We start from the raw sequence: 19,506 nt of genomic DNA, 5'->3' as shown, positions 1-19,506 counted from the left end.
TAAAAGCCAGCACGTATGCGCGATGAGATAGCTCGGCTTCGATCATTCACAGATCCTATTCGCCGTATCGCTTCCTAGCTGCAGACCAATAGGGTGACGCATGTCCAGCGAGACACTGCATACCGGGCCGCTTCAGCGCGGTCTGAAAAATCGGCACATCCAGTTAATCGCGCTAGGGGGCGCTATCGGCACTGGCCTTTTCCTCGGGTCTGCTGGCGTGCTTCGCAGTGCAGGCCCGTCGATGATCCTCGGCTATGCCATCGGCGGGCTGATCGCCTTCCTGATCATGCGCCAGCTTGGAGAAATGATTGTCGAAGAGCCGGTCGCCGGGTCTTTCAGCCATTTTGCCCATAAATATTGGGCACCTTATGCGGGTTTTCTCTCTGGTTGGAACTACTGGGTACTCTATGTCTTGGTGGGGATGGCTGAGCTCACGGCGGTGGGCAAGTACGTACAATTCTGGTGGCCTGACGTGCCGACGTGGGTGACCGCGGCGTCCTTTTTCGTGTTAATTAATCTCATCAATTTGGTGAACGTAAAGACCTTCGGTGAGACCGAGTTCTGGTTCGCCATCATCAAGGTTGGCGCCATCATCGGGATGATTGCGCTGGGGCTGTATCTGCTCTTGAGCGGAAAGGGGGGAGACCAGGCCAGCTTCAGTAACCTCTGGAGCCATGGTGGTTTTTTCCCCAATGGCATCAGCGGCATGGTGATGGCGCTCGCAATCATCATGTTTTCCTTTGGCGGACTTGAACTGGTAGGAATCACTGCCGCCGAAGCGGCAGACCCGAAAACCGTGATTCCGAAGGCGATCAACCAGGTGGTTTACCGCATACTTATTTTCTACATCGGTGCGCTGAGCGTCCTGCTTGCCTTGTATCCCTGGGACAGCTTGCTGGCGACCCTCGGTGCCGCCGGTGACCCGTACAGCGGTAGCCCGTTCGTGCAGATCTTTTCGCTGATTGGTAGCGATACCGCAGCGCACATTCTCAACTTCGTGGTGTTGACTGCAGCGCTATCGGTTTACAACAGCGGTGTGTATTGCAACAGCCGGATGCTGTATGGCTTGGCCGAGCAGGGCGATGCACCTAAGGTGCTGATGTCGGTTAACCGCCGCGGGGTGCCTGTGTTGGCAATCGCTCTGTCGGCACTGGTGACGATGCTCTGCGTGCTGGTCAACTATCTCTTGCCTCAGAATGCGCTTGAGCTGCTCATGTCGCTGGTAGTCGCGGCGCTTTTGATTAACTGGGCGATGATCAGTCTCGCGCACCTCAAGTTTCGCAAAGCGATGACCGCGCAGCGTGTCGAGCCTTCATTCAAAGCCTTCTGGTATCCGTTCAGTAACTACCTATGTCTGGCCTTCGTGGCGCTGATAGCGGTGATCATGCTGTCCATGCCCGGGTTGCGCACCTCGATCATAGCCATACCGTTCTGGGCGCTATTCATCTGGATTTGTTTCCAGGTCCGTGTGTTTAGCCGGCGGACTCGTCAGGCCTGATTTACCAGCCTTCAGCAGCGGGCAAAAAAAACCCGGCCTCGCTAGGAGCCGGGTCAAGACCATTAGGAGTATGAGGTCACGTTCCTCGCTCCCTCAGCTGGCCGAGCATTGGGGGGTTGCGCGGCCAGTGCCTGAAGTATTGGCCCGGATGGACAAATCTGCCGGCAGAATCGCATCGTTTTTAAAACGGATTTGGAATAGTTGGACGGCGGTTGATCGCTCACTTTGCAACCAACCTACGGATCACGGTCAATGTTTGTTCGATCACGTCTGGTCGGGTATAGAAGTGAGGTGACAGCCTCACGCCGCCGCCACGGAGGGCGCAGACGATCTGCTCGGCCTTGAGCCGCTCGAACAAGTCAGCGTTATCCACCCCGTCTAGTGTGAATGTCATGATGCCGGCTCGTCGGACCGGGTCCGTCGGGCTCAGCAGCCTGACGCCAGGCATGGCCGATAGTCCCTCTTGCAGCTGATCGAGGCGTTGGGCCAGTGCCTGGCCCACCTCCGTCATGCCGACTTCTTCCAATAGCGACAGACTTGCTTCTAGTGCCATCGCGCCAAGCAGGTTTGGACTCCCGCACTCGAATCGACGTGCGCTGCGGGCTGGTTGCCAGTCGGTCCGATCGTAGTCGCCGGCGTGCTCAAGCATATGCCAGCCGTACTCATGTAGCTTCAATGTCGGCCGCAGATCGCTCCGACAATAAAACACGCCGAGTCCTTCGGGTCCTAGCAGCCATTTGTGTCCATCGGCCATGGCGAATGCACATCGGTATTGCTGAACATCAAAAGGCATTGCGCCAAGCTGTTGAATGGCATCGATGCACAACAGCACGCCGCGTTCTTCGCATCCCTCCCCAAGCCGACGCAGGTCGAGGCGCAGGCCGCTGGCGTACTGAACGGCACTGATAGCCATCAGGCGCACCTTTGGTCCGCAGGCGGCTAGCAGCGCGCCTTCGGGGTCGTCGCCCTTGAGGCTGACCTGGATCACCTCCACCCCATTGGGTTGCAAGGCCTCCCAAACGACGCGGTTGGATGGAAATTCTTCGTCGCTGATAACGATCTGGTCGCCCGGTTTCCAGTCAAGACCGAATGCCACGAAAGACAGCGCCTCGGAAGTGTTCTTGACCAACGCGATGTCCGCTGATGTCGGCGCATTTAGCATGCGCGTTAAACGTGCCCTCAGTCTGGTTTCAACCGCGAGCCACTGGGGGTAATCACGGGCTCCGAGCGTCATGTTCTGCTGCGCGAAGGCGGCCACTGCTTCGGTCGCGCGACGAGGCCATGGCGCAACGGCTGCATGGTTCAGGTATCGCAATCCATCGATTTGTGGGAATTCGTCATTCAATGTACTCATGGGCAATGTTCCGTGCATTTTCTGACTAGATAGGCATAATCATCTGCTTCAATTCCACGCCGCAGCCTCATATGCAAAATGAACCCCGGAAGGTCCGCGAATTTCGCCGTCGCGAGCAAGAGATTCTCGATACCGCGCTCCAGCTGTTTCTTGATCAGGGAGAGGACAGCGTTACCGTCGAGATGATCGCCGACATGGTCGGCATCGGCAAAGGCACCATCTATAAGCACTTCAAATCCAAAGCGGAGATTTACCTCCGGCTCATGCTCGATTACGAGCGGGATCTGAACGAGATTTTGCATTCGCCCAGTCTTGATCAAGACAAAGAGGCGTTGTCGCGCGCCTATTTCGAGTTTCGCATGCGCGATCCTCAGCGCTATCGTCTGTTCGATCGACTTGAAGAAAAGGTCGTCAAAGGCAATCAGGTTCCCGATATGGTCGAAGAGCTTCACCGTATTCGCGCATCGAACTTCGAGCACCTGACGCTGTTGATCAAGGGGCGCATCTCCGAAGGCAAGCTGGAAGACGTGCCCCCGTACTTCCACTATTGCGCAGCATGGGCGCTCGTGCACGGCGCAGTAGCGCTTTATCACTCGCCGTTCTGGAGCAACGTCCTGGAAGATCAGGAAGGTTTTTTCCAATTTCTGATGGACATTGGCGTGCGCATGGGCAACAAGCGCAAGCGCGATTAGCCACCCGCTGCTGGGTGACGATTGCTGCCTGGCGAACAGGAGCCACACCCGATGGACACCTTTCCCATCCGCTATATCGAGCCGGTATTCCGTCCGCCGAGCGAAGCCAATTCGCTCATCCTCCCTGTCACCAACGGCTGTTCCTGGAACAACTGCCGCTTCTGCGAGATGTATACCCAGCCGCAGAAGAAATTTCGGGCCCGCGATGAAGCTGAGGTGCTCGATGAAATACGCCGATGCGGCGAACGACTTATCGTTCAGCGTGTATTCCTGGCAGATGGTGATGCTTTGGTACTACCCACCCATCGGCTGCTCACGATACTCCGCCACCTTCGTGAACATATGCCGGAGGTTGAGCGGGTGGCGAGCTATTGTCTGCCGCGAAACCTGCGCAAGAAATCCGTCGACGAGCTGAAAGAGCTGGCCGATGCCGGACTTAAATTGGTCTATGTCGGTGCCGAGTCAGGTGACGACGAGGTCTTGGCGCGCGTTAACAAAGGCGAGACCTACGAATCCACGAGAAGCGCGCTAGTCAAGCTTCAGCAAGCGGGCATCACCCGTTCGGTGATGATTCTAAACGGTCTCGGTGGTGAGGCGCTCAGCAAGCAACACGCGCAGAACTCAGCGCGGCTGATGAACCAGACACAACCGGAGTACCTTTCTACACTTGTCGTTAGTTTTCCTGATGGGGATGGGCGCTTCCGTGAAGGGTTCACGGATTTCGAGCCGCTCGACCAGCAATCGCTACTCGCCGAACTCGAAATGTTATTGGAATCACTGGAGTTGAAAAGCACGGTGTTCCGCAGCGACCATGCGTCAAATTACCTCGCACTGAAAGGGGTGCTTGGACAGGACAAGGCGGGATTGCTGGCATATATTCGTCGCGCTATCGAGAACCCGCAAGGCTCGCCGTTGCGCCAAGAGTGGCAGCGCGGTCTTTGAGTCAACCTGGGTCACAACTGGCGTGTTTGCTGCATTGCTTCGCTATTCGTCGGTTTTCCGTCAGTTGTAGGAGCAGAAGATGAAAGCGTTTAGCCTTATCGCGGCCGCTCTCGTGCTGGCTGGGTGTATGAAGGTAAGCGATATGGCCGAAGGCGCTCGCTACCAGTTGCGGGATGTGGGCATTCTTGATCACAGCGAGACCGTAAGGTCCGCCTCCTGGCGGTTACAGCCAGATTCATTCATCTATATTGCCCAAGGCCACTTCGTCCCGCCCGGTGACGCCTATCCAAGGCCGAACGTGGTGGCCGAAGAAGCTTTTAAGGGATTCGTTGAGTATTTTCCGCTCGTACGGCGCGCTCCGGAGCCGGCTGGGTTGGAAGAAGCGTTGAACCAGGCGGCATCTATCGGTGCCCATTACTTGCTGTATACGCGGTTTGCTGCTGCTGACGACCGCATCGGCAGTTTCGACGAGCTCAACGATCAGCGAGCGCTTGATCGTCTGGGCGTCGATACCAGCGTGGTTCAGTTGATGCTGATCGAGACCGGGAATCGCTATCTGGTCGATACAGCAAGAATCCGCAGCCGGGGTGGGCTGCTGAATATATATGACGCGACGCCTCAGGTGCTGCTAGGACCGCCCTTGCGCAACTATGCCCAGCGCCTGACAGGCCTTAGCCGTTGAGGAGCACACATGAGCGATTCTGGTAAAGCTGCGGACCTGCTGGGTCAAATTCCGAGAGCTGAGAAAAGGGGCTTGCCCCCGGTGCACCTGTGGAATCCTCCGTTCTGTGGTGATCTGGATATGCGAATCGCTCGCGACGGCAGTTGGTTCTACATGGGCACGCCGATAGGGCGGCCGGCCATGGTTCGCCTGTTTTCCACGGTCATTCGGCGAGACGGCGACGATTATTTTCTGGTGACTCCGGTAGAGAAGGTGGGCATCAAAGTCGATGACGCGCCCTTCGTGGCGGTTGAGCTAGTGGTAGAGGGGGGGGGCGAAGACCAGGTACTCCGCTTCATCACTAACGTGGGTGACGAAAGTGAAGCTGGGGGCGAGCATCCGATGCGGGTTGAGCTCAATCCTGAGAGCCAGGAGCCAGCGCCCTATGTGCATGTGCGCGCCAACCTTGAAGCGCTTATTCATCGCAACGTTTTCTATCAACTGGTCGAGCTAGCGGTGCCGCGAAAAATAGATGGCGTCGATTGGCTGGGTGTCTGGAGCCGAGGCGAATATTTCCCGATCGGCCGTACCGAATAACCAGAACGAGATGAGGCGCTGCGTCGCAGCGGCTATTGACGCGGCAGACATGAAAAAGGCTCCCGAGGGAGCCTTTTCTATTCTTACATGTTGGGGTAGTTGGGCCCGCCTGTGCCCTCGGGCGCTACCCAGGTGATGTTCTGCGCGGGGTCCTTGATGTCGCATGTTTTGCAATGCACGCAGTTCTGCGCGTTGATTTGGAAGCGCTTGCTGCCATCGTCGTTCTCGACTACCTCGTAGACGCCAGCCGGGCAATAGCGCTGGGCCGGCTCGTCGTACATCGGCAGATTTTTCTCAATCGGAATGCTCGGATCGGCCAGCTTGAGATGGACCGGCTGTTCTTCTTCGTGGTTGGTATTTGAGAGGAATACCGAACTGAGCTTGTCGAAGCTGAGCTTGCCGTCAGGCTTGGGGTAATCGATTTTCGTCGACTCGGCTGCCGTTTTCAGGCAGGCATAATCCGGCTTGGTATCGTGCAGCGTAAACGGAATCTTGCCGCCAAAGATGTTCTGATCGATGAAGTTGAACGCACCGCCTTTAACTGCGCCCCACTTGTGAATCGCCGCGCCGAAGTTCCGGCTGGCGTACAGCTCTTCGTAAAGCCAGCTTGACTTGAAGCCCTCTTCGTAACCGGTCAGTTCGTCACCACCCTCACGGCCGGCGAACAACGCATCTGCTACCGCTTCTGCAGCCAGCATGCCGGACTTCATCGCAGTATGGCTGCCCTTGATCTTGGCGAAGTTCAGGGTGCCGGCATCGCAGCCAATCAGCGCGCCACCGTTAAATACCATCTTCGGTAGCGAGTTGATGCCACCTTTGGCGATGGCGCGCGCACCGTAGGAGACGCGTTTGCCGCCTTCGAGATATTGCTTGATCACGGGGTGATGCTTGTAGCGCTGGAACTCGTCGAACGGCGAAAGGAACGGGTTGCTGTAGGACAGGTCGACGATCAGACCGACCACGACCTGGTTGTTCTCGAGGTGATAGAGGAACGAGCCGCCGGTGTTGGCGTCGTTCAAAGGCCAACCTGCGGTATGCACAACCAAACCTTGTTCATGCTTGGAAGGGTCGATGTCCCAGAGCTCCTTGATACCGATGCCGTAATGTTGCGGATCGACATTGGCGTTGAGCTGATAGCGATTAATCAATTGCTTGCCGATGTGACCGCGGCAGCCTTCAGCGAAAAGGGTGTACTTGGCGCGCAGCTCCATGCCGGGGGTGTACATGCCTTCTTTGGGATTGCCCTCACGGTCGACGCCAAGATCGCCGGTGAGGATGCCGCGTACCACGCCCTGCTCATCGATCAGCGCTTCCTGAGCCGCGAAGCCAGGGTAGATCTCGACGCCGAGATTCTCGGCCTGCTGCGCCAGCCAGCGGCACAGATTGCCCAGAGAAATAATATAGTTGCCCTCGTTATGCATGGTCTTCGGGACCAGTGCGTTGGGCAGCTTGCGAGCGGCTTCAGCGCTCTTGAGCAGGTAGATGTCGTCGCGCTTGACCGGCGTGTTCAAGGGCGCTTCGAGTTCTTTCCAATTCGGAAACAATTCATTCAGTGCGCGCGGCTCAAACACGGCGCCCGATAGAATGTGGGCGCCTACTTCGGAACCCTTCTCAACGACGCAGACGCTGATTTCCTTTCCGGCATCGGAGGCACGCTGCTTCAGCCGGCAGGCAGCGGACAGGCCCGCGGGGCCGGCGCCGACGATGACTACGTCGAATTCCATGTATTCGCGTTCCATTGGCTATCTCCTACTCAGGGCTTGATTATTTTATAGGTAAGGGAGGGCTAGATCGTTTCCCTGATCAAGCCGAGCTGCCGCATTATATATAGCCGTCCGAATGGGTCCAATACAAACGTTTGTTTGAATTTCTCTCCGGCCTGCTAGAATCGGGAAACTGAGGCTTATAGACGGGTATTTGCGTTGTTGACCCCAGCTATTGCCTGCAGTCAAGATACGGGCAGTTTTGTGCTCGCCGAACAGGTCCGGAGGCCATTTGACGGTCCCGGCCGTGAGCATGGCTCGGTTCGCCTCGGCGAAATTCTATTCACCGGAGAGTAACGAGGAATCCATGAAGATTCTTGTAGCTGTCAAACGAGTGGTCGATTACAACGTCAAGGTTCGCGTCAAGGCGGATAACTCCGGCGTCGACCTCGCCAACGTCAAGATGTCGATGAACCCCTTCTGCGAAATCGCCGTGGAAGAAGCCGTTCGCCTGAAAGAGAAGGGTGTCGCGAGCGAGATCGTCGTGGTTTCCATTGGCCCGACCGCCGCTCAAGAGCAGCTGCGTACCGCGCTGGCACTGGGTGCTGATCGCGCTGTGCTGGTCGAGTCGACCGAGGAGCTCAACAGCTTGGCAGTGGCCAAACTGTTGAAGGCGGTCGTCGACAAGGAGCAGCCGCAGCTGGTCATCCTTGGCAAACAGGCCATCGATAGCGACAACAACCAGACCGGCCAAATGCTGGGTGCGCTGACTGGCTTCGCCCAGGGCACTTTTGCTTCGAAGGTCGAAGTATCTGGCGATAAGGTTAATGTTGAGCGTGAAATCGACGGCGGCGCGCAAACCGTTGCTTTGAATTTGCCTGCCATCGTAACCACCGACTTGCGCCTGAACGAGCCGCGTTATGCATCGCTGCCGAACATCATGAAGGCTAAGAAAAAGCCGCTGGAAGTGCTGACTCCAGATGCGCTGGGCGTATCCACCGGCTCCACCGTGAAGACCTTGAAAGTCGAAGCTCCTGCTGCTCGCAGCGCGGGTATCAAGGTCAAGTCCGTGGCTGAACTGGTCGAGAAACTGAAGAACGAGGCGAAGGTAATCTAAATGACTATCCTGGTTATCGCTGAACATAATAATGCTGTTCTAGCTGCCGCGACCCTTAACACTGTGGCTGCAGCCAAAGCCATTGGCGGCGACATTCACGTGCTGGTAGCCGGTAGCAATTGCGCGGCCATTGGCGAAGCGGCTTCAAGGATTGAAGGCGTTTCCAAGGTACTGGTTGCAGACGATGCTGCCTATGGCCACCAACTGCCCGAAAACGTTGCGCCGTTGATCGCCGGTCTGGCCAAGAATTACACCCACGTGCTGGCTGCTGCCACCACCAATGGCAAGAACTTCCTGCCGCGCGTAGCCGCTCAGCTGGACGTCGATCAGATCTCTGAAATCATCGCGGTCGAAAGCGCTGATACCTTCAAGCGTCCCATTTATGCCGGTAACGCCATTGCGACTGTTCAGTCCAGTGCGCCGATCAAGGTCATCACCGTTCGCGCAACTGGTTTTGACCCGGTTAATGCTGAAGGCGGTTCGGCGTCGGTCGAACAAGTCTCCGCTACGGGCGACGCCGGCGTTTCGTCCTTCGTTGGTGAAGAGCTCGCCAAGTCTGATCGTCCCGAACTGACTGCTGCCAAGATCGTCGTTTCCGGTGGCCGTGGTATGCAGAACGGCGAGAACTTCAAGCACCTGTATTCGCTGGCCGACAAGCTCGGCGCAGCAGTAGGTGCGTCTCGTGCGGCGGTTGATGCTGGCTTCGTACCCAACGACATGCAGGTCGGTCAAACCGGTAAGATCGTTGCACCTCAGCTGTACATCGCGGTCGGTATCTCCGGCGCGATCCAGCACTTGGCAGGCATGAAGGATTCCAAGGTGATCGTTGCGATCAACAAGGACGAGGAAGCGCCTATCTTCCAAGTTGCCGATTACGGCCTGGTTGGTGATCTCTTCGAGATCGTGCCTGAGCTAGAAAAGCTCGTATAAGCGAGCCGTTGTCGAGAAAAACCCGCTCAAGTAGCGGGTTTTTTTGTGAGCGCTCGGCTGCTTTGGCCAGTGTTAACATTCCGTCTTGGGCTATAAGCAGGCTCGACTCTGACCATGAGGTTCATCCATGCGCTGTGCTGTACCGCTGATATCAGCCTTACTCGCCTTGCTGTTGGCAACGCCACTCGCAGCGAGCGCGGCGGCTGCAAAGTGCGACCGTTTGATTGCGACTGGTGGAGCGGACAATCCGCCATTCCTGTGGCGCGATCCCCAGAATCCCAAGCGACTAGTAGGCGCGAATGCCGATCTTTTAAAATCGATTGCCGAATCACTCGGCCTGAAGCTCGAGGTGCTCTATACGGGTGATGCCGACAAGGCGCTCGAGGAGGTCCGCAGCGGTCGGGTCGACGTGCTGGCTGACGCAGTGCTGAGCCTGCCCGAGCTGGCCCACCTGGATTTTATTCATCCTTCTATTACCGTCCTGGAGAGTGCCGCCTGGGTGCGCAACGAGCCAGGATTTCTCTATTCCGGTCGCACTGAGCTAGCGGGCCGTCCTGGAACTTATGCTTCAACGACGCGCTTCAATAACAGCTTCGAGGCCTATGCCAAAGACAACTTAAACTTGAACGTGGCTCCTAGCTTGGGCGAGGCGATCCAACGCTTGTTAGCGACCAAAACCGATTACGTCCTGCATGAGCGGTACAGCATGATCGCCCAGGCCGGCCCTCAAGGATTGCTTGACGATATACAGCGGCTGGAGCCGCCTGTGTTCACTCGCGGTATGCACGTTGCGCTGGCACACGATTCGGCGTGTAACGGCCCTTGGTTACGGGGGCAACTGGCGATCAAAATGACTGAACTGCGCGCTGCGGGAGTGCCACAGCAGCTGCTGGTGGAAAATCTGGAGCGCTGGAAGCAACAACGTCCGGTGTCGACTAGTAACTAGGGTATCTCTCTTGATTAGACATTTTTCCTCTGTGCTGGCTCTGTCCGTAGTGGTCGGCTGTGCCGGTGATCCAGCGCCCTCTGAGCAGTTGCGACTTACCGAGCAGGCATTGATCCAGGCACGTTCGGCGGGTGCCACGGAGCAAATACCAGAGTTGATGCTGGCCGAGCAGAATCTTGCGGCCGCGATCGCAGCCATGAAGGATGAGGACTACAGGTCGGCACGCCTGCTCGCCGAGAAAGCAGAGCTGGATGCGCGCCTGGCAGAAGCCAGCGTGCTGAATCATAAGACGCAGCAGGAGCTTGCAGAGCTGAACCGACGTATCGCTCGGCTGCGTGAACAATTAGGAGAATTGCGGTGAAGCCGGTTTTGCTCACGTCGGTATTGCTGGCGGCGCTTGCGGGACTCCACGGATGTGCAGCGCAGCAATCGCAACAGCAGTTGGAACAGGCCGCAGTTGTGTTTAAGCACAACAGCAACGATCTGCAGGTGCTTCACGATGCACCCAAGGATGTGATGCGCGCGGCTGAATCGCTGGAAAGAGCGGAGCGATTCGCCACCTATTGGGGGAGTGCGGAGGACGTCAGTCATTACGCATATCTCAGTCAGCGCTATAGCGAGATTGCTCGCCAAAACAGCGAGCAGATGCAGAATAGGCGCCGAGTGACCCAGCTGGCCATGGAGCGGGAACGTCTACGTCAGGCCCTGCAGGAAGCCAAACTGCTCGCGATGGAACACCGCGGTCGTTCGCTGGAGGATCAAATGATCAGTCTGGCGGCCGACGAAACCGATCGCGGCCTCGTGATGACCCTAGGGGACGTACTGTTTAACGCAGCCAGTGCCGAGTTAGCGCCGTCTGCTAGCCGTACCCTATTCAAGGCTGCGCATTTTCTCCAACTCAATCCCAACCGTCGAGTGCGGATAGAGGGGTATACCGATAACCGGGGCGATGCGGATGAGAACCTCGCCTTGTCCCAGGCGCGTGCGCAAGCGGTAGCCGACTTCCTGGAGAGCTTGGGCATTGAGGCTCGCCGCATGGAAGTGGTCGGATATGGCGAGAAGCATCGCATTGCAGAGAATGCATCCGTACGTGGGCGGGCGCAGAATCGGCGAGTTGAGATTCTTTTTTCCGATGCGGTGGGGCGGCTCGGCAGCCCGCGTTGATGGGTGCCAAGGTCGTTAAACGTAACGGACTGTGTCGTCGAGTTAGCTGATAACTGTATTGGTCGGGATTAACAGTGTTGTACTACTGTTATGGTCCAGTTGGCGGAGACGGACGATATGACCAATCTGTTGCTATATCAGCGCATTGCACATCAGCTCGCTGAAGACATCCGGCGGGGCGTTTACCGTCCAGGTGAGCGCGTGCCGTCGGTGCGCAAGATGAGCATGCAATTGAACGTCAGCCACGCGACCGTTCTGCAGGCCTATGCCAACCTGGAAGACCAGGGAATGATCCGGGCTCGCCCCCAGTCCGGCTTCTACGTCCACCACACCCCCGCATTGACTGCCCCTACGCCAGACATCGCCCAGGTTGAGCGGCCTACGCTGGTTACCCGCAGCAGCATTATCAATCAGGTACTCAGCGAATCACGTCGTGACGGGCTCATCCCATTGGGCGCTGCGGTCCCTCATGTGGATTACCTGCCGGCCCGCGCCTTGCACCAGCAGCTTGCCAAGGTCACCCGTTTCCAGAGCGAGCGGGCGTTCAGCTATATGTTCAGTCCGGGTTATGAGCCGTTGCGTCGACAGGTGGCGATTCGGATGCGTGATGCTGGGGTGATCGTCGGGCCTGACGAAGTCGTGATTACCCATGGCTGCGTCGATGCACTGCAAATGTCACTACGCGTGTTGACCAAGCCAGGCGACCTTATCGCAGCGGAATCACCGAGTTATTACGGCTTGCTCCAATTGGCCGATCTGCTTGGACTCAAGGTAATCGAGATTCCGTGTGATCCCGATACAGGCCTGAGCCTCGAAGCATTGCAGCTTGCGGCCAGTCAGTGGCCGATCAAGGCGTTGGTGTTAACGGCCCGTCTCAGCAATCCGCTTGGAGGGAGCGTGCCCGACGCACGGCAGAAACAGCTTCTGAAACTGGCGGCGCATTTCGACATTCAGCTTGTCGAAGACGATATCTATGGCGAGTTGTTATTCGATGTCGGATCGATCAAGGCACTGAAGTCCAATGATGAAGAAGGCCGTGTGATTTATTGTTCGAGCTTTTCGAAGACGATTTCGCCAGGCGTTCGTATTGGCTGGATTATTCCTGGCCGCTACCGTGAAGAGGTCCAGCGTCTGCAGACGTTCAGTACCCATTCGGCCTGTAGCGTGACTCAGATGGGTGTTGCTGCTTACTTGGAAAATGGCGGTTATGACCGTCATTTACGCTACATCCGCCATGAATATCGGAAGAATCTCAGCGCCTTCCAACTGGCGGTGCAACGTTACTTCCCCGAGGGAACGCAGATGAGTCGTCCATCGGGCGGCTTCATTCTTTGGGTTAGCCTGCCGGCCCGGGTCAATACCAAGGAATTGCATGTGCAGGCGTTGAAGCGGGGGATCAGCATCGCGCCGGGGCTCATTTTCAGCAACACCGAGCAATTCAATCACTGTGTGCGACTCAATTGTGGGTTGCCCTGGACGGCCGAGGCGGAGCGAGCATTAAAGACGCTTGGCGAGCTGGCAGGAGCGCTGTGCCGACTCACGAACTAACTGGACCAAAGGAGGCATTGAGCTATGAGGTGGTTAACGGTGCTGTTCGCGCTGCCTTTCTTGGGTGCTTGCGACGACGACAAACTGCCGCCTCAGCCCGGCCCGCCGGCGAAGCCTGAGGTCCACGCACCAGCGCCAAAACCTATCGCGACGCGCAAGCCTAATCAGCCGATCGCGCCGGTCGAAAGTGAAGGCGGCATTCCCCCGATCGAAATTGAAATCGAGCCAGTTACGTTGGGAGATCCCGAGGAGCTGCCATCCGAACGGCGTCCGTCAACCCCGCCGGCCAAGCCGGTAGATTCGGCTGAGCCTAAGGGAACGAACACCGTTGCGGTCGAAGAGATTGACCTACCCGAACCGGAGCTTGATCTCAGCCTGCCTGAGGACTGGGCAGAAGAGCTGGAGCCGGACCAGGAAACCGCGGCCATGCAGCTATTGCCGCCCTTGTTCGACTCCAATGAGCGGTCTCGTTTGGAGATGAGCGGGCGGCTTCTTCCCGGGGATGAGCAGAATGAAGCCTTGATTGACGGGGCGCAGATCAACTTCGAACTTAGGCGATAACCGGCTCGGTCGCGCTCATGCCGGGTCCGGGTTCAAGGGCTAAACCCGGCTAACGTCAGCCAGTAGAGTGCGAAGTTCCTCTGCTGGGAGAGGGCGGCTCATATGAAACCCCTGGATTTCGCTGCAGCCATCGGCAAGCAGCCGCGCCAGCTGCTCCGGGGTTTCGACCCCTTCTGCTGTGACCCGCATGCGCAGCCCGCGGCCGAGATCGATAAGGGTCTTGACGATGGAGTGGTCTTCGGCCGAATGGGTCATGCCGGCGACAAAGCTGCCGTCTATCTTGATCATGTCGAACGGGTAGCGGCGCAAGTTGCTCAGCGACGAATAACCGGTGCCAAAATCATCCATGGCAAGCCGTACGCCAATTGCCTTCAGCTCATTGAGCACAGCGAGTGTGCGCTGGTTTTCCTGCAGGAGCGCCGTTTCGGTTATCTCGAGCTCGAGGCGGCTGGGCGACAGCCCACTTGCTTGCAGCGCCGTTTTTACCATTCCGGCAAGCCCGTCACCTCGTAGTTGTACGGGCGAGAGGTTGACCGCGACCATGAGGTCCGGCGTCCAGCCCATCGCTTCATTACACGCCTGACGCAGAACCCACTCGCCCAGCGGGACGATCAACCCGGTTTCCTCAGCCAGCGGAATGAACTGCTCGGGCAGCAGCAGCCCACGTGTCGGATGCCGCCAGCGCAGCAGGGCTTCGGCTCCATTGATACGCATGCTGTCGCTGTAATAGCGGGGCTGGTAATGAACCTCGAATTGGCTTTCTGAAATGGCTAGGCGAAGCTCATCTTCCTGGCGGCGCCGCTCAAGCAGGCGTTTGTCCATCTCGCTGCCATAGAACCGCCAGGTTCCGCGGCCGTCCGCCTTGGCCTGATACAGCGCTATATCCGCACAACGCAAGAGTTCGTTGGGCTGCACCGCATCGGAAGGCGCAAGGGCGATCCCGATGCTGGCACCAATATGGATTTGTTGTTCTTCGTAGAGAAAGGGCGAGCTGATGGCTTCGACCACGCGCGTGCATAGCTTGTCGACGTCTTCATTGTTCTGCAGACGACTCATTACCATGACGAACTCGTCGCCGCCCAGGCGAGCCACTAAATCATCGCCTCTGATGCACTGCTTTAAGCGTTGGGATACGCCGATCAATACCTCGTCACCCGCACCATGCCCCAGCGTGTCATTCACCGGTTTGAAACGGTCCAGGTCGATATAGAGGACGGTCAGCTTGGCGTCGGCGGTAAGCGAACTGAGCTTGGCATCCAGGTAGTCGCGTAGCCGGTTGCGGTTGGGCAGGCCCGTCAGCGCATCGTGCTGAGAGAGGTATTGAGCGCGCGCCTGAGCACGGGTTTCCTCAGTGATATCGCTTGCCGTGCCTCTATACCCCACGAGTTCATCTGCCTGGTAGATGGCGCGAGCCGATAGCCGGCAGTGTCGCTCGCACCCATCGGCCGCTTGGTAACTGCAGCGCAGCGGCCCTCGGTGAGGGGCTGCCAGCCAGTCGTGCAGCGCGGCATGATCGCTGATCAGCAGGTCGATCAAGGGCCGGCCAATCCAGGCGGCAGGCGTGTGGCCAGTGATTTCCTCGAAACGACTGGAAAGATAGGTCAATCGGGCGTTCCGATCGGTTTCCCATATCCAGTCGGATGCCGCTTCGGCCACGTCGCGGAAGCGTTCTTCGCTGGCGGCCAACGCGGTGCGGCTTTTCGACAGCCGGCGGTAGCTGGCATCCATCAGCCGGACGGTTTTCAACGCCTGGCGCAGCAGCAACCAGGCGAGCAGGCCGAGGCCTAGCGTCGCCGCAGCCAACACAGGCAACGCCATCCACAACAGGTAGTGGCCCGGTTGGGAAACGCTCCAGGTCAATGTGAGCGGCGTCCCGTTTAGTAGACGCAGGTGAATCGTTGCGTCGTTGTCTTGCGCGGTGTCGCCGTTCACGCGCAGTCCTTCAATCGCGTACTCCCGGCCGAGATCAAGCAGCCAGTCAGGCTCCATCACGCTGGCGAACAACAGTATCGAAGCGGGTTCATCACTCTCTTCGATGGTACTGCCGCCGGTGGTCATGACGGCGGCGGCCACCATGGTCGGATGGCTTTCGGCCAACAGCACGCCGGCCGCCGATTCTTCGTCTTCAACCGCTTGGCGCGCCTGGGTGAGCAGATGCGCGAGACCATCGCCGAACCATTGTCGGGCGTCGAGCGGGACCAGTTCGCCGCGGATGACTGAGTAGGTCGTTTCGCCCTTAGCGTTGATGACGAAGAGGGCGTCATACCCGAAGTCGTCATACAGCGAGGCGCCCAGGTTTGCCTGTTCGTAGGCCCACTCAACATTCACCCGTTTACTCAGGTTGGCGTACGCATCACCCCAGAATGCGTTGTCTTCGATATGCCGAGACATACCTTCCAGGCGCTGCTCGAACGCCTTTCCTGCAAGATATTTCTCCTGGAGCAGCGCATCCTGGTCGATGGTGCGTGCGATCTGTATGACGATGGCGGCCGCTGCGAGCAGGGCAGCAGCCAGCACGCACGCGATACCGGGGAGGATGCGCCTCGAGAATGTTGTTTGGGCTTTTGGACCATCTGTGTCCGGAGCGGGAAGTGATGCCATGGGTGCTTCCTTCAGGGGACGCGGATGATCACTCGAATGAAGGCAAAGCGCCATCAATGACTGAAGGGTCAGTCATTTTATTGGCGTGACGCGGTGCCGCGCGGGTGTCGAATCGTCGAAGCCGCTATCGATTGCGCAGGTCCTCGGCATCTGCCTCGGCGTTACGCTGGGCGATACGCTGTTTCTGTTCGTCAGTCAGCGGAATCTTGCGTGCGCCGGCGCGCAGCATCAGTAAGCCGCCAACGATCGTACCGAGCACTAACGCCAGCAATAACCAGATATACCAAGGCATGTTCAATCTCCTGATGGGGGCGGGTTTGCTTCAAACCTTACGCCACCGTGAATAGCTGCGCCATGCGTGACCGGGCCGCTCAGCAAGCGGGCCTCGGGTGCTGCGTCGACGAGGAAGTTTTCTGCCACAATGCGCGCCGAAATTCGCCGAGGAATCGCCATGACTTGCCAGACTCCCCTCATCGTTGCGCTCGATTTTCCCTCCCGTGATGCTGCGCTGGCATTGGCTGGCCAGTTGAATCCTGCGCTATGCCGCGTCAAGGTCGGTAAAGAGCTGTTCACGCGCTGTGGCCCGCAAATCATTGAGGCGCTTCAAACCCAGGGTTTTGAGGTGTTTCTCGACCTTAAATTCCATGACATTCCCAACACCACGGCAATGGCGGTGAAGGCCGCAGCCGAATTGGGCGTATGGATGGTCAACGTGCATTGCTCCGGCGGGCTGCGCATGATGAGTGCCTGCCGAGAAACCCTGGACAAGGTGAGCGGGCACAGGCCGTTACTCATCGGCGTCACGGTACTGACCAGCATGGAGCAAGACGATCTTGCGGACATAGGTCTGGATCTAGAGCCACAGCAACAGGTTTTGCGCCTGGCGGGACTTGCCGCCAAAGCGGGGCTGGATGGGTTGGTGTGTTCGGCCCATGAAGCGCAAGCCTTGAAGAAGAGCTTTGCGCAATTGCAGCTGGTGACTCCTGGCATCCGGCCAGCAGGCAGTAGCGCGGATGACCAGCGACGGATCCTGACGCCGGCGCAGGCCATGGCGGCGGGTTCGGATTACCTCGTCATTGGCCGGCCCATTGCACAGGCGGCCGATCCGGCGCAGGCGCTCGCCTCGGTTGTCGCTGAACTGGCCTGATATGTGTGGTGGCGGTCGTCAAATGAAGCGCGACCGCCACCGCCTCGGACGGGTTAGCTGACCTTCAGGACCAACTTGCCGAAATTGCCGCCGGTGAACAGCTTCATCAGCGTATCGGGAAAGGTTTCCAGGCCTTCGACGATGTCTTCCTTGCTTTTCAGCTCTCCGCTCTGCATCCAGCCGGCCATGTCCTTCATGGCTTCCGGATAGCGGGACACGTAGTCCATCACCACCATGCCCTGCATGCGGCCGCGATTGACCAGCAATGACAGGTAGTTTGCCGGCCCTTTGACCGCTTCCTTATTGTTGTACTGGCTGATGGCTCCGCATATGACGATGCGCGCGCCCACGGTGATTCGGGTCAATACCGCATCAAGAATGTCGCCGCCCACATTGTCGAAATAGACGTCTACGCCTTTCGGACACTCGCGTTTCAGTGCGGCGTGCAAGTCTTCGTTCTTGTAGTCGATGGCCGCGTCGAAGCCGAGTTCTTCGGTCAGGAAACGGCACTTGTCCGCGCCGCCGGCGATTCCGACTACACGACAGCCCTTAATTTTGGCGATCTGTCCTGCGACGCTGCCAACAGCGCCCGCCGCGCCAGAGATCACCACGGTTTCGCCGGATTTGGGTTCGCCTACCGCGAGCAGGCCGAAATACGCCGTCATGCCGGTCATGCCAAGGGCGGACAAGTAGCGCGGCAGCGGTGCTTGATTCGGATCGACCTTGTAGAAGCCTTTTGGCTCGCCCAGGAAATAGTCCTGCACGCCAAGCGCGCCGTTGACGTAATCGCCTTCCGCATAGTCTGGGTGGTTCGATGCGATCACTCTGCCCACCCCGAGCGCACGCATCACCTCACCAATACCCACTGGCGGGATGTAGGACTTGGCGTCGTTCATCCAGCCCCGCATGGCTGGGTCCAGCGATAGGTATTCGTTTTTGACCAGAATCTGGTTCGGGCCTGGCTCGCCCAAGGGCTTCTCGGTGAATTCGAACGTGTCGCGGTTAGGTGCGCCGACCGGGCGCTTGGCCAGTAAGAACTGGCGGTTGGTGTTGTCCATGAAAACCTCGGGTGGTGTGCAAACCATTGGTGTAGCCCGACGAGCTCATCCTCGCAAGCAAGGCGGGACGGTTGGAATGCAATGGCATCCGTCTGAGTGATATCGGCATGTGCTACTTATTCGGAGACGACGATGCCGGTATAACCATGACCAGCGGTTGGCTTGTAGTCACTTTCGGACTCGAAATTTACGTTAATTGATCAGGGTATCTAGCATGAGTATGTCTTTTTCCGGTCAGGTTGCTTTGGTTACTGGGGGAGCGGCAGGCATTGGTCGCGCCACCGCGCTGGCGTTCGCCCAGCAAGGTTTGAAAGTGGTGGTGGCCGATCTGGACGAAACAGCTGGTGCGACCTGCGTCGAAGCCATTCGCGAAGCAGGCGGCGAGGCGGTGTTCGTGCGCTGCGATGTAACGCGAGATCACGAGGTCCTGGCGATGGTCGAGCAAGCCGTTGTGAGCTATGGTCGCCTCGACTACGCCTTCAACAATGCGGGCATCGAGATCGAGCAGGGCCGCCTGGCCGAAGGCAGTGAAGCCGAATTCGACGCGATCATGAACGTCAATGTGAAAGGCGTGTGGCTGTGCATGAAGCACCAGCTGCCGGTCATGCTGGCGCAGGGAGGTGGAGCCATCGTCAATACCGCGTCGGTTGCGGGCTTGGGGGCGGCGCCAAAGATGAGCATTTATTCAGCGTCCAAGCACGCCGTCATCGGGCTGACCAAATCGGCCGCCATTGAGTACGCCAAGAAGAAAATTCGCGTCAATGCGGTTTGCCCGGCGGTCATCGATACCGACATGTTCCGCCGTGCCTATGAAGCTGATCCGCGCAAGGCAGAGTTCGCCGCGGCGATGCATCCGGTCGGCCGCGTCGGCAAAGCCGAGGAGATCGCCGCCGCGGTTCTTTATCTCTGCAGCGACGGCGCCGCCTTCACGACAGGGCACGCGTTAGCAGTGGATGGCGGCGCGACCGCCATCTGATCGGGCCCATT

At 58.1% G+C, this 19,506-nt stretch carries 19 protein-coding genes; 14 read left to right on the top strand and 5 right to left on the bottom strand.

Annotated elements, in window-relative coordinates:
• Positions 1 to 100: 100 nt before the first annotated feature.
• Positions 101 to 1,498, top strand: coding sequence for an amino acid permease (locus tag K4O48_RS13400; protein ID WP_222908907.1), 1,398 nt, complete (start codon positions 101 to 103; stop codon positions 1,496 to 1,498).
• A gap of 220 nt (positions 1,499 to 1,718) precedes the next feature.
• Here the strand turns inward: K4O48_RS13400 and K4O48_RS13395 are convergent, their stop codons facing one another.
• Complete coding sequence (locus tag K4O48_RS13395) at positions 1,719 to 2,852, bottom strand: aminotransferase class V-fold PLP-dependent enzyme (RefSeq protein WP_222908906.1); 1,134 nt, start codon at positions 2,850 to 2,852, stop codon at positions 1,719 to 1,721.
• 71 nt (positions 2,853 to 2,923) lie between these two features.
• Between K4O48_RS13395 and K4O48_RS13390 the strand changes: the two genes are divergently transcribed.
• From K4O48_RS13390 to K4O48_RS13375, 4 genes are all read left to right on the top strand, one after another.
• On the top strand, positions 2,924 to 3,544 hold the full coding sequence (locus tag K4O48_RS13390) for a TetR/AcrR family transcriptional regulator (RefSeq protein ID WP_222908905.1): 621 nt from the start codon (positions 2,924 to 2,926) through the stop codon (positions 3,542 to 3,544).
• A 51-nt stretch (positions 3,545 to 3,595) separates the two neighbouring features.
• Entirely contained in the window at positions 3,596 to 4,486 is an 891-nt protein-coding gene (locus K4O48_RS13385) for a radical SAM protein (protein WP_222908903.1), read from the top strand.
• 79 nt (positions 4,487 to 4,565) lie between these two features.
• Entirely contained in the window at positions 4,566 to 5,168 is a 603-nt protein-coding gene (locus K4O48_RS13380; RefSeq protein ID WP_222908901.1) for a DUF4823 domain-containing protein, read from the top strand.
• A gap of 9 nt (positions 5,169 to 5,177) precedes the next feature.
• Positions 5,178 to 5,744 (top strand): DUF1285 domain-containing protein, encoded by a 567-nt coding sequence (locus K4O48_RS13375; protein WP_222908899.1) that lies wholly within the window; start codon positions 5,178 to 5,180, stop codon positions 5,742 to 5,744.
• A gap of 83 nt (positions 5,745 to 5,827) precedes the next feature.
• On the opposite strand, the gene K4O48_RS13370 is transcribed toward K4O48_RS13375, so the two are convergent.
• Positions 5,828 to 7,483, bottom strand: a complete 1,656-nt coding sequence (locus K4O48_RS13370) for an electron transfer flavoprotein-ubiquinone oxidoreductase (protein WP_222908897.1) — start codon at positions 7,481 to 7,483, stop codon at positions 5,828 to 5,830.
• Between the two features lie 331 nt (positions 7,484 to 7,814).
• On the opposite strand from K4O48_RS13370, the gene K4O48_RS13365 reads away from it, so the two are divergent.
• The 7 genes from K4O48_RS13365 (at position 7,815) to K4O48_RS13335 (ending at position 13,713) form a co-directional block, all read left to right on the top strand.
• Positions 7,815 to 8,564, top strand: coding sequence for an electron transfer flavoprotein subunit beta/FixA family protein (locus K4O48_RS13365; protein ID WP_168424224.1), 750 nt, complete (start codon positions 7,815 to 7,817; stop codon positions 8,562 to 8,564).
• Positions 8,565 to 9,494 carry an electron transfer flavoprotein subunit alpha/FixB family protein gene (locus K4O48_RS13360; RefSeq protein ID WP_222908895.1) on the top strand — a complete coding sequence of 310 codons (930 nt, stop codon included), beginning with the start codon at positions 8,565 to 8,567 and terminating at the stop codon, positions 9,492 to 9,494.
• Between the two features lie 127 nt (positions 9,495 to 9,621).
• Positions 9,622 to 10,440 (top strand): substrate-binding periplasmic protein, encoded by an 819-nt coding sequence (locus tag K4O48_RS13355; protein ID WP_222908893.1) that lies wholly within the window; start codon positions 9,622 to 9,624, stop codon positions 10,438 to 10,440.
• 10 nt (positions 10,441 to 10,450) lie between these two features.
• The gene (locus tag K4O48_RS13350; RefSeq protein ID WP_260523628.1) at positions 10,451 to 10,801 is read left to right on the top strand and encodes a DUF4398 domain-containing protein; all 351 of its coding nucleotides are present in this window, start codon (positions 10,451 to 10,453) and stop codon (positions 10,799 to 10,801) included.
• Positions 10,798 to 11,604, top strand: a complete 807-nt coding sequence (locus K4O48_RS13345; protein ID WP_260523627.1) for an OmpA family protein — start codon at positions 10,798 to 10,800, stop codon at positions 11,602 to 11,604. The genes K4O48_RS13350 and K4O48_RS13345 overlap by 4 nt, the downstream gene beginning before the upstream one ends.
• 117 nt (positions 11,605 to 11,721) lie before the next feature.
• Positions 11,722 to 13,152, top strand: coding sequence for a PLP-dependent aminotransferase family protein (locus K4O48_RS13340; RefSeq protein ID WP_222908892.1), 1,431 nt, complete (start codon positions 11,722 to 11,724; stop codon positions 13,150 to 13,152).
• 24 nt (positions 13,153 to 13,176) lie between these two features.
• Positions 13,177 to 13,713 carry a hypothetical protein gene (locus K4O48_RS13335; protein ID WP_222908890.1) on the top strand — a complete coding sequence of 179 codons (537 nt, stop codon included), beginning with the start codon at positions 13,177 to 13,179 and terminating at the stop codon, positions 13,711 to 13,713.
• 39 nt (positions 13,714 to 13,752) lie between these two features.
• Here the strand turns inward: K4O48_RS13335 and K4O48_RS13330 are convergent, their stop codons facing one another.
• Together K4O48_RS13330 and K4O48_RS13325 are read right to left on the bottom strand one after the other, a co-directional pair.
• Positions 13,753 to 16,314, bottom strand: a complete 2,562-nt coding sequence (locus K4O48_RS13330; RefSeq protein WP_222908889.1) for an EAL domain-containing protein — start codon at positions 16,312 to 16,314, stop codon at positions 13,753 to 13,755.
• A gap of 124 nt (positions 16,315 to 16,438) precedes the next feature.
• Positions 16,439 to 16,606: a DUF2897 family protein gene (locus K4O48_RS13325; protein WP_222908887.1), complete on the bottom strand. Its 168-nt coding sequence runs from the start codon at positions 16,604 to 16,606 to the stop codon at positions 16,439 to 16,441.
• 159 nt (positions 16,607 to 16,765) lie between these two features.
• On the opposite strand from K4O48_RS13325, the gene pyrF reads away from it, so the two are divergent.
• Positions 16,766 to 17,461 (top strand): orotidine-5'-phosphate decarboxylase, encoded by a 696-nt coding sequence (gene pyrF, locus K4O48_RS13320; RefSeq protein WP_222908885.1) that lies wholly within the window; start codon positions 16,766 to 16,768, stop codon positions 17,459 to 17,461.
• A 53-nt stretch (positions 17,462 to 17,514) separates the two neighbouring features.
• Here the strand turns inward: pyrF and K4O48_RS13315 are convergent, their stop codons facing one another.
• Positions 17,515 to 18,519 (bottom strand): NADP-dependent oxidoreductase, encoded by a 1,005-nt coding sequence (locus K4O48_RS13315; RefSeq protein ID WP_222908883.1) that lies wholly within the window; start codon positions 18,517 to 18,519, stop codon positions 17,515 to 17,517.
• 214 nt (positions 18,520 to 18,733) lie between these two features.
• On the opposite strand from K4O48_RS13315, the gene K4O48_RS13310 reads away from it, so the two are divergent.
• The gene (locus K4O48_RS13310) at positions 18,734 to 19,495 is read left to right on the top strand and encodes an SDR family oxidoreductase (RefSeq protein WP_222908882.1); all 762 of its coding nucleotides are present in this window, start codon (positions 18,734 to 18,736) and stop codon (positions 19,493 to 19,495) included.
• Positions 19,496 to 19,506 lie beyond the last annotated feature (11 nt).

Origin of the sequence: Pseudomonas sp. DNDY-54, assembly GCF_019880365.1 — a bacterium.
Taxonomy (GTDB): domain Bacteria; phylum Pseudomonadota; class Gammaproteobacteria; order Pseudomonadales; family Pseudomonadaceae; genus Stutzerimonas; species Stutzerimonas stutzeri_P.
Note: the sequence above shows the minus strand (reverse complement) of the source record. Positions and strands in the feature narration are given on the sequence as shown.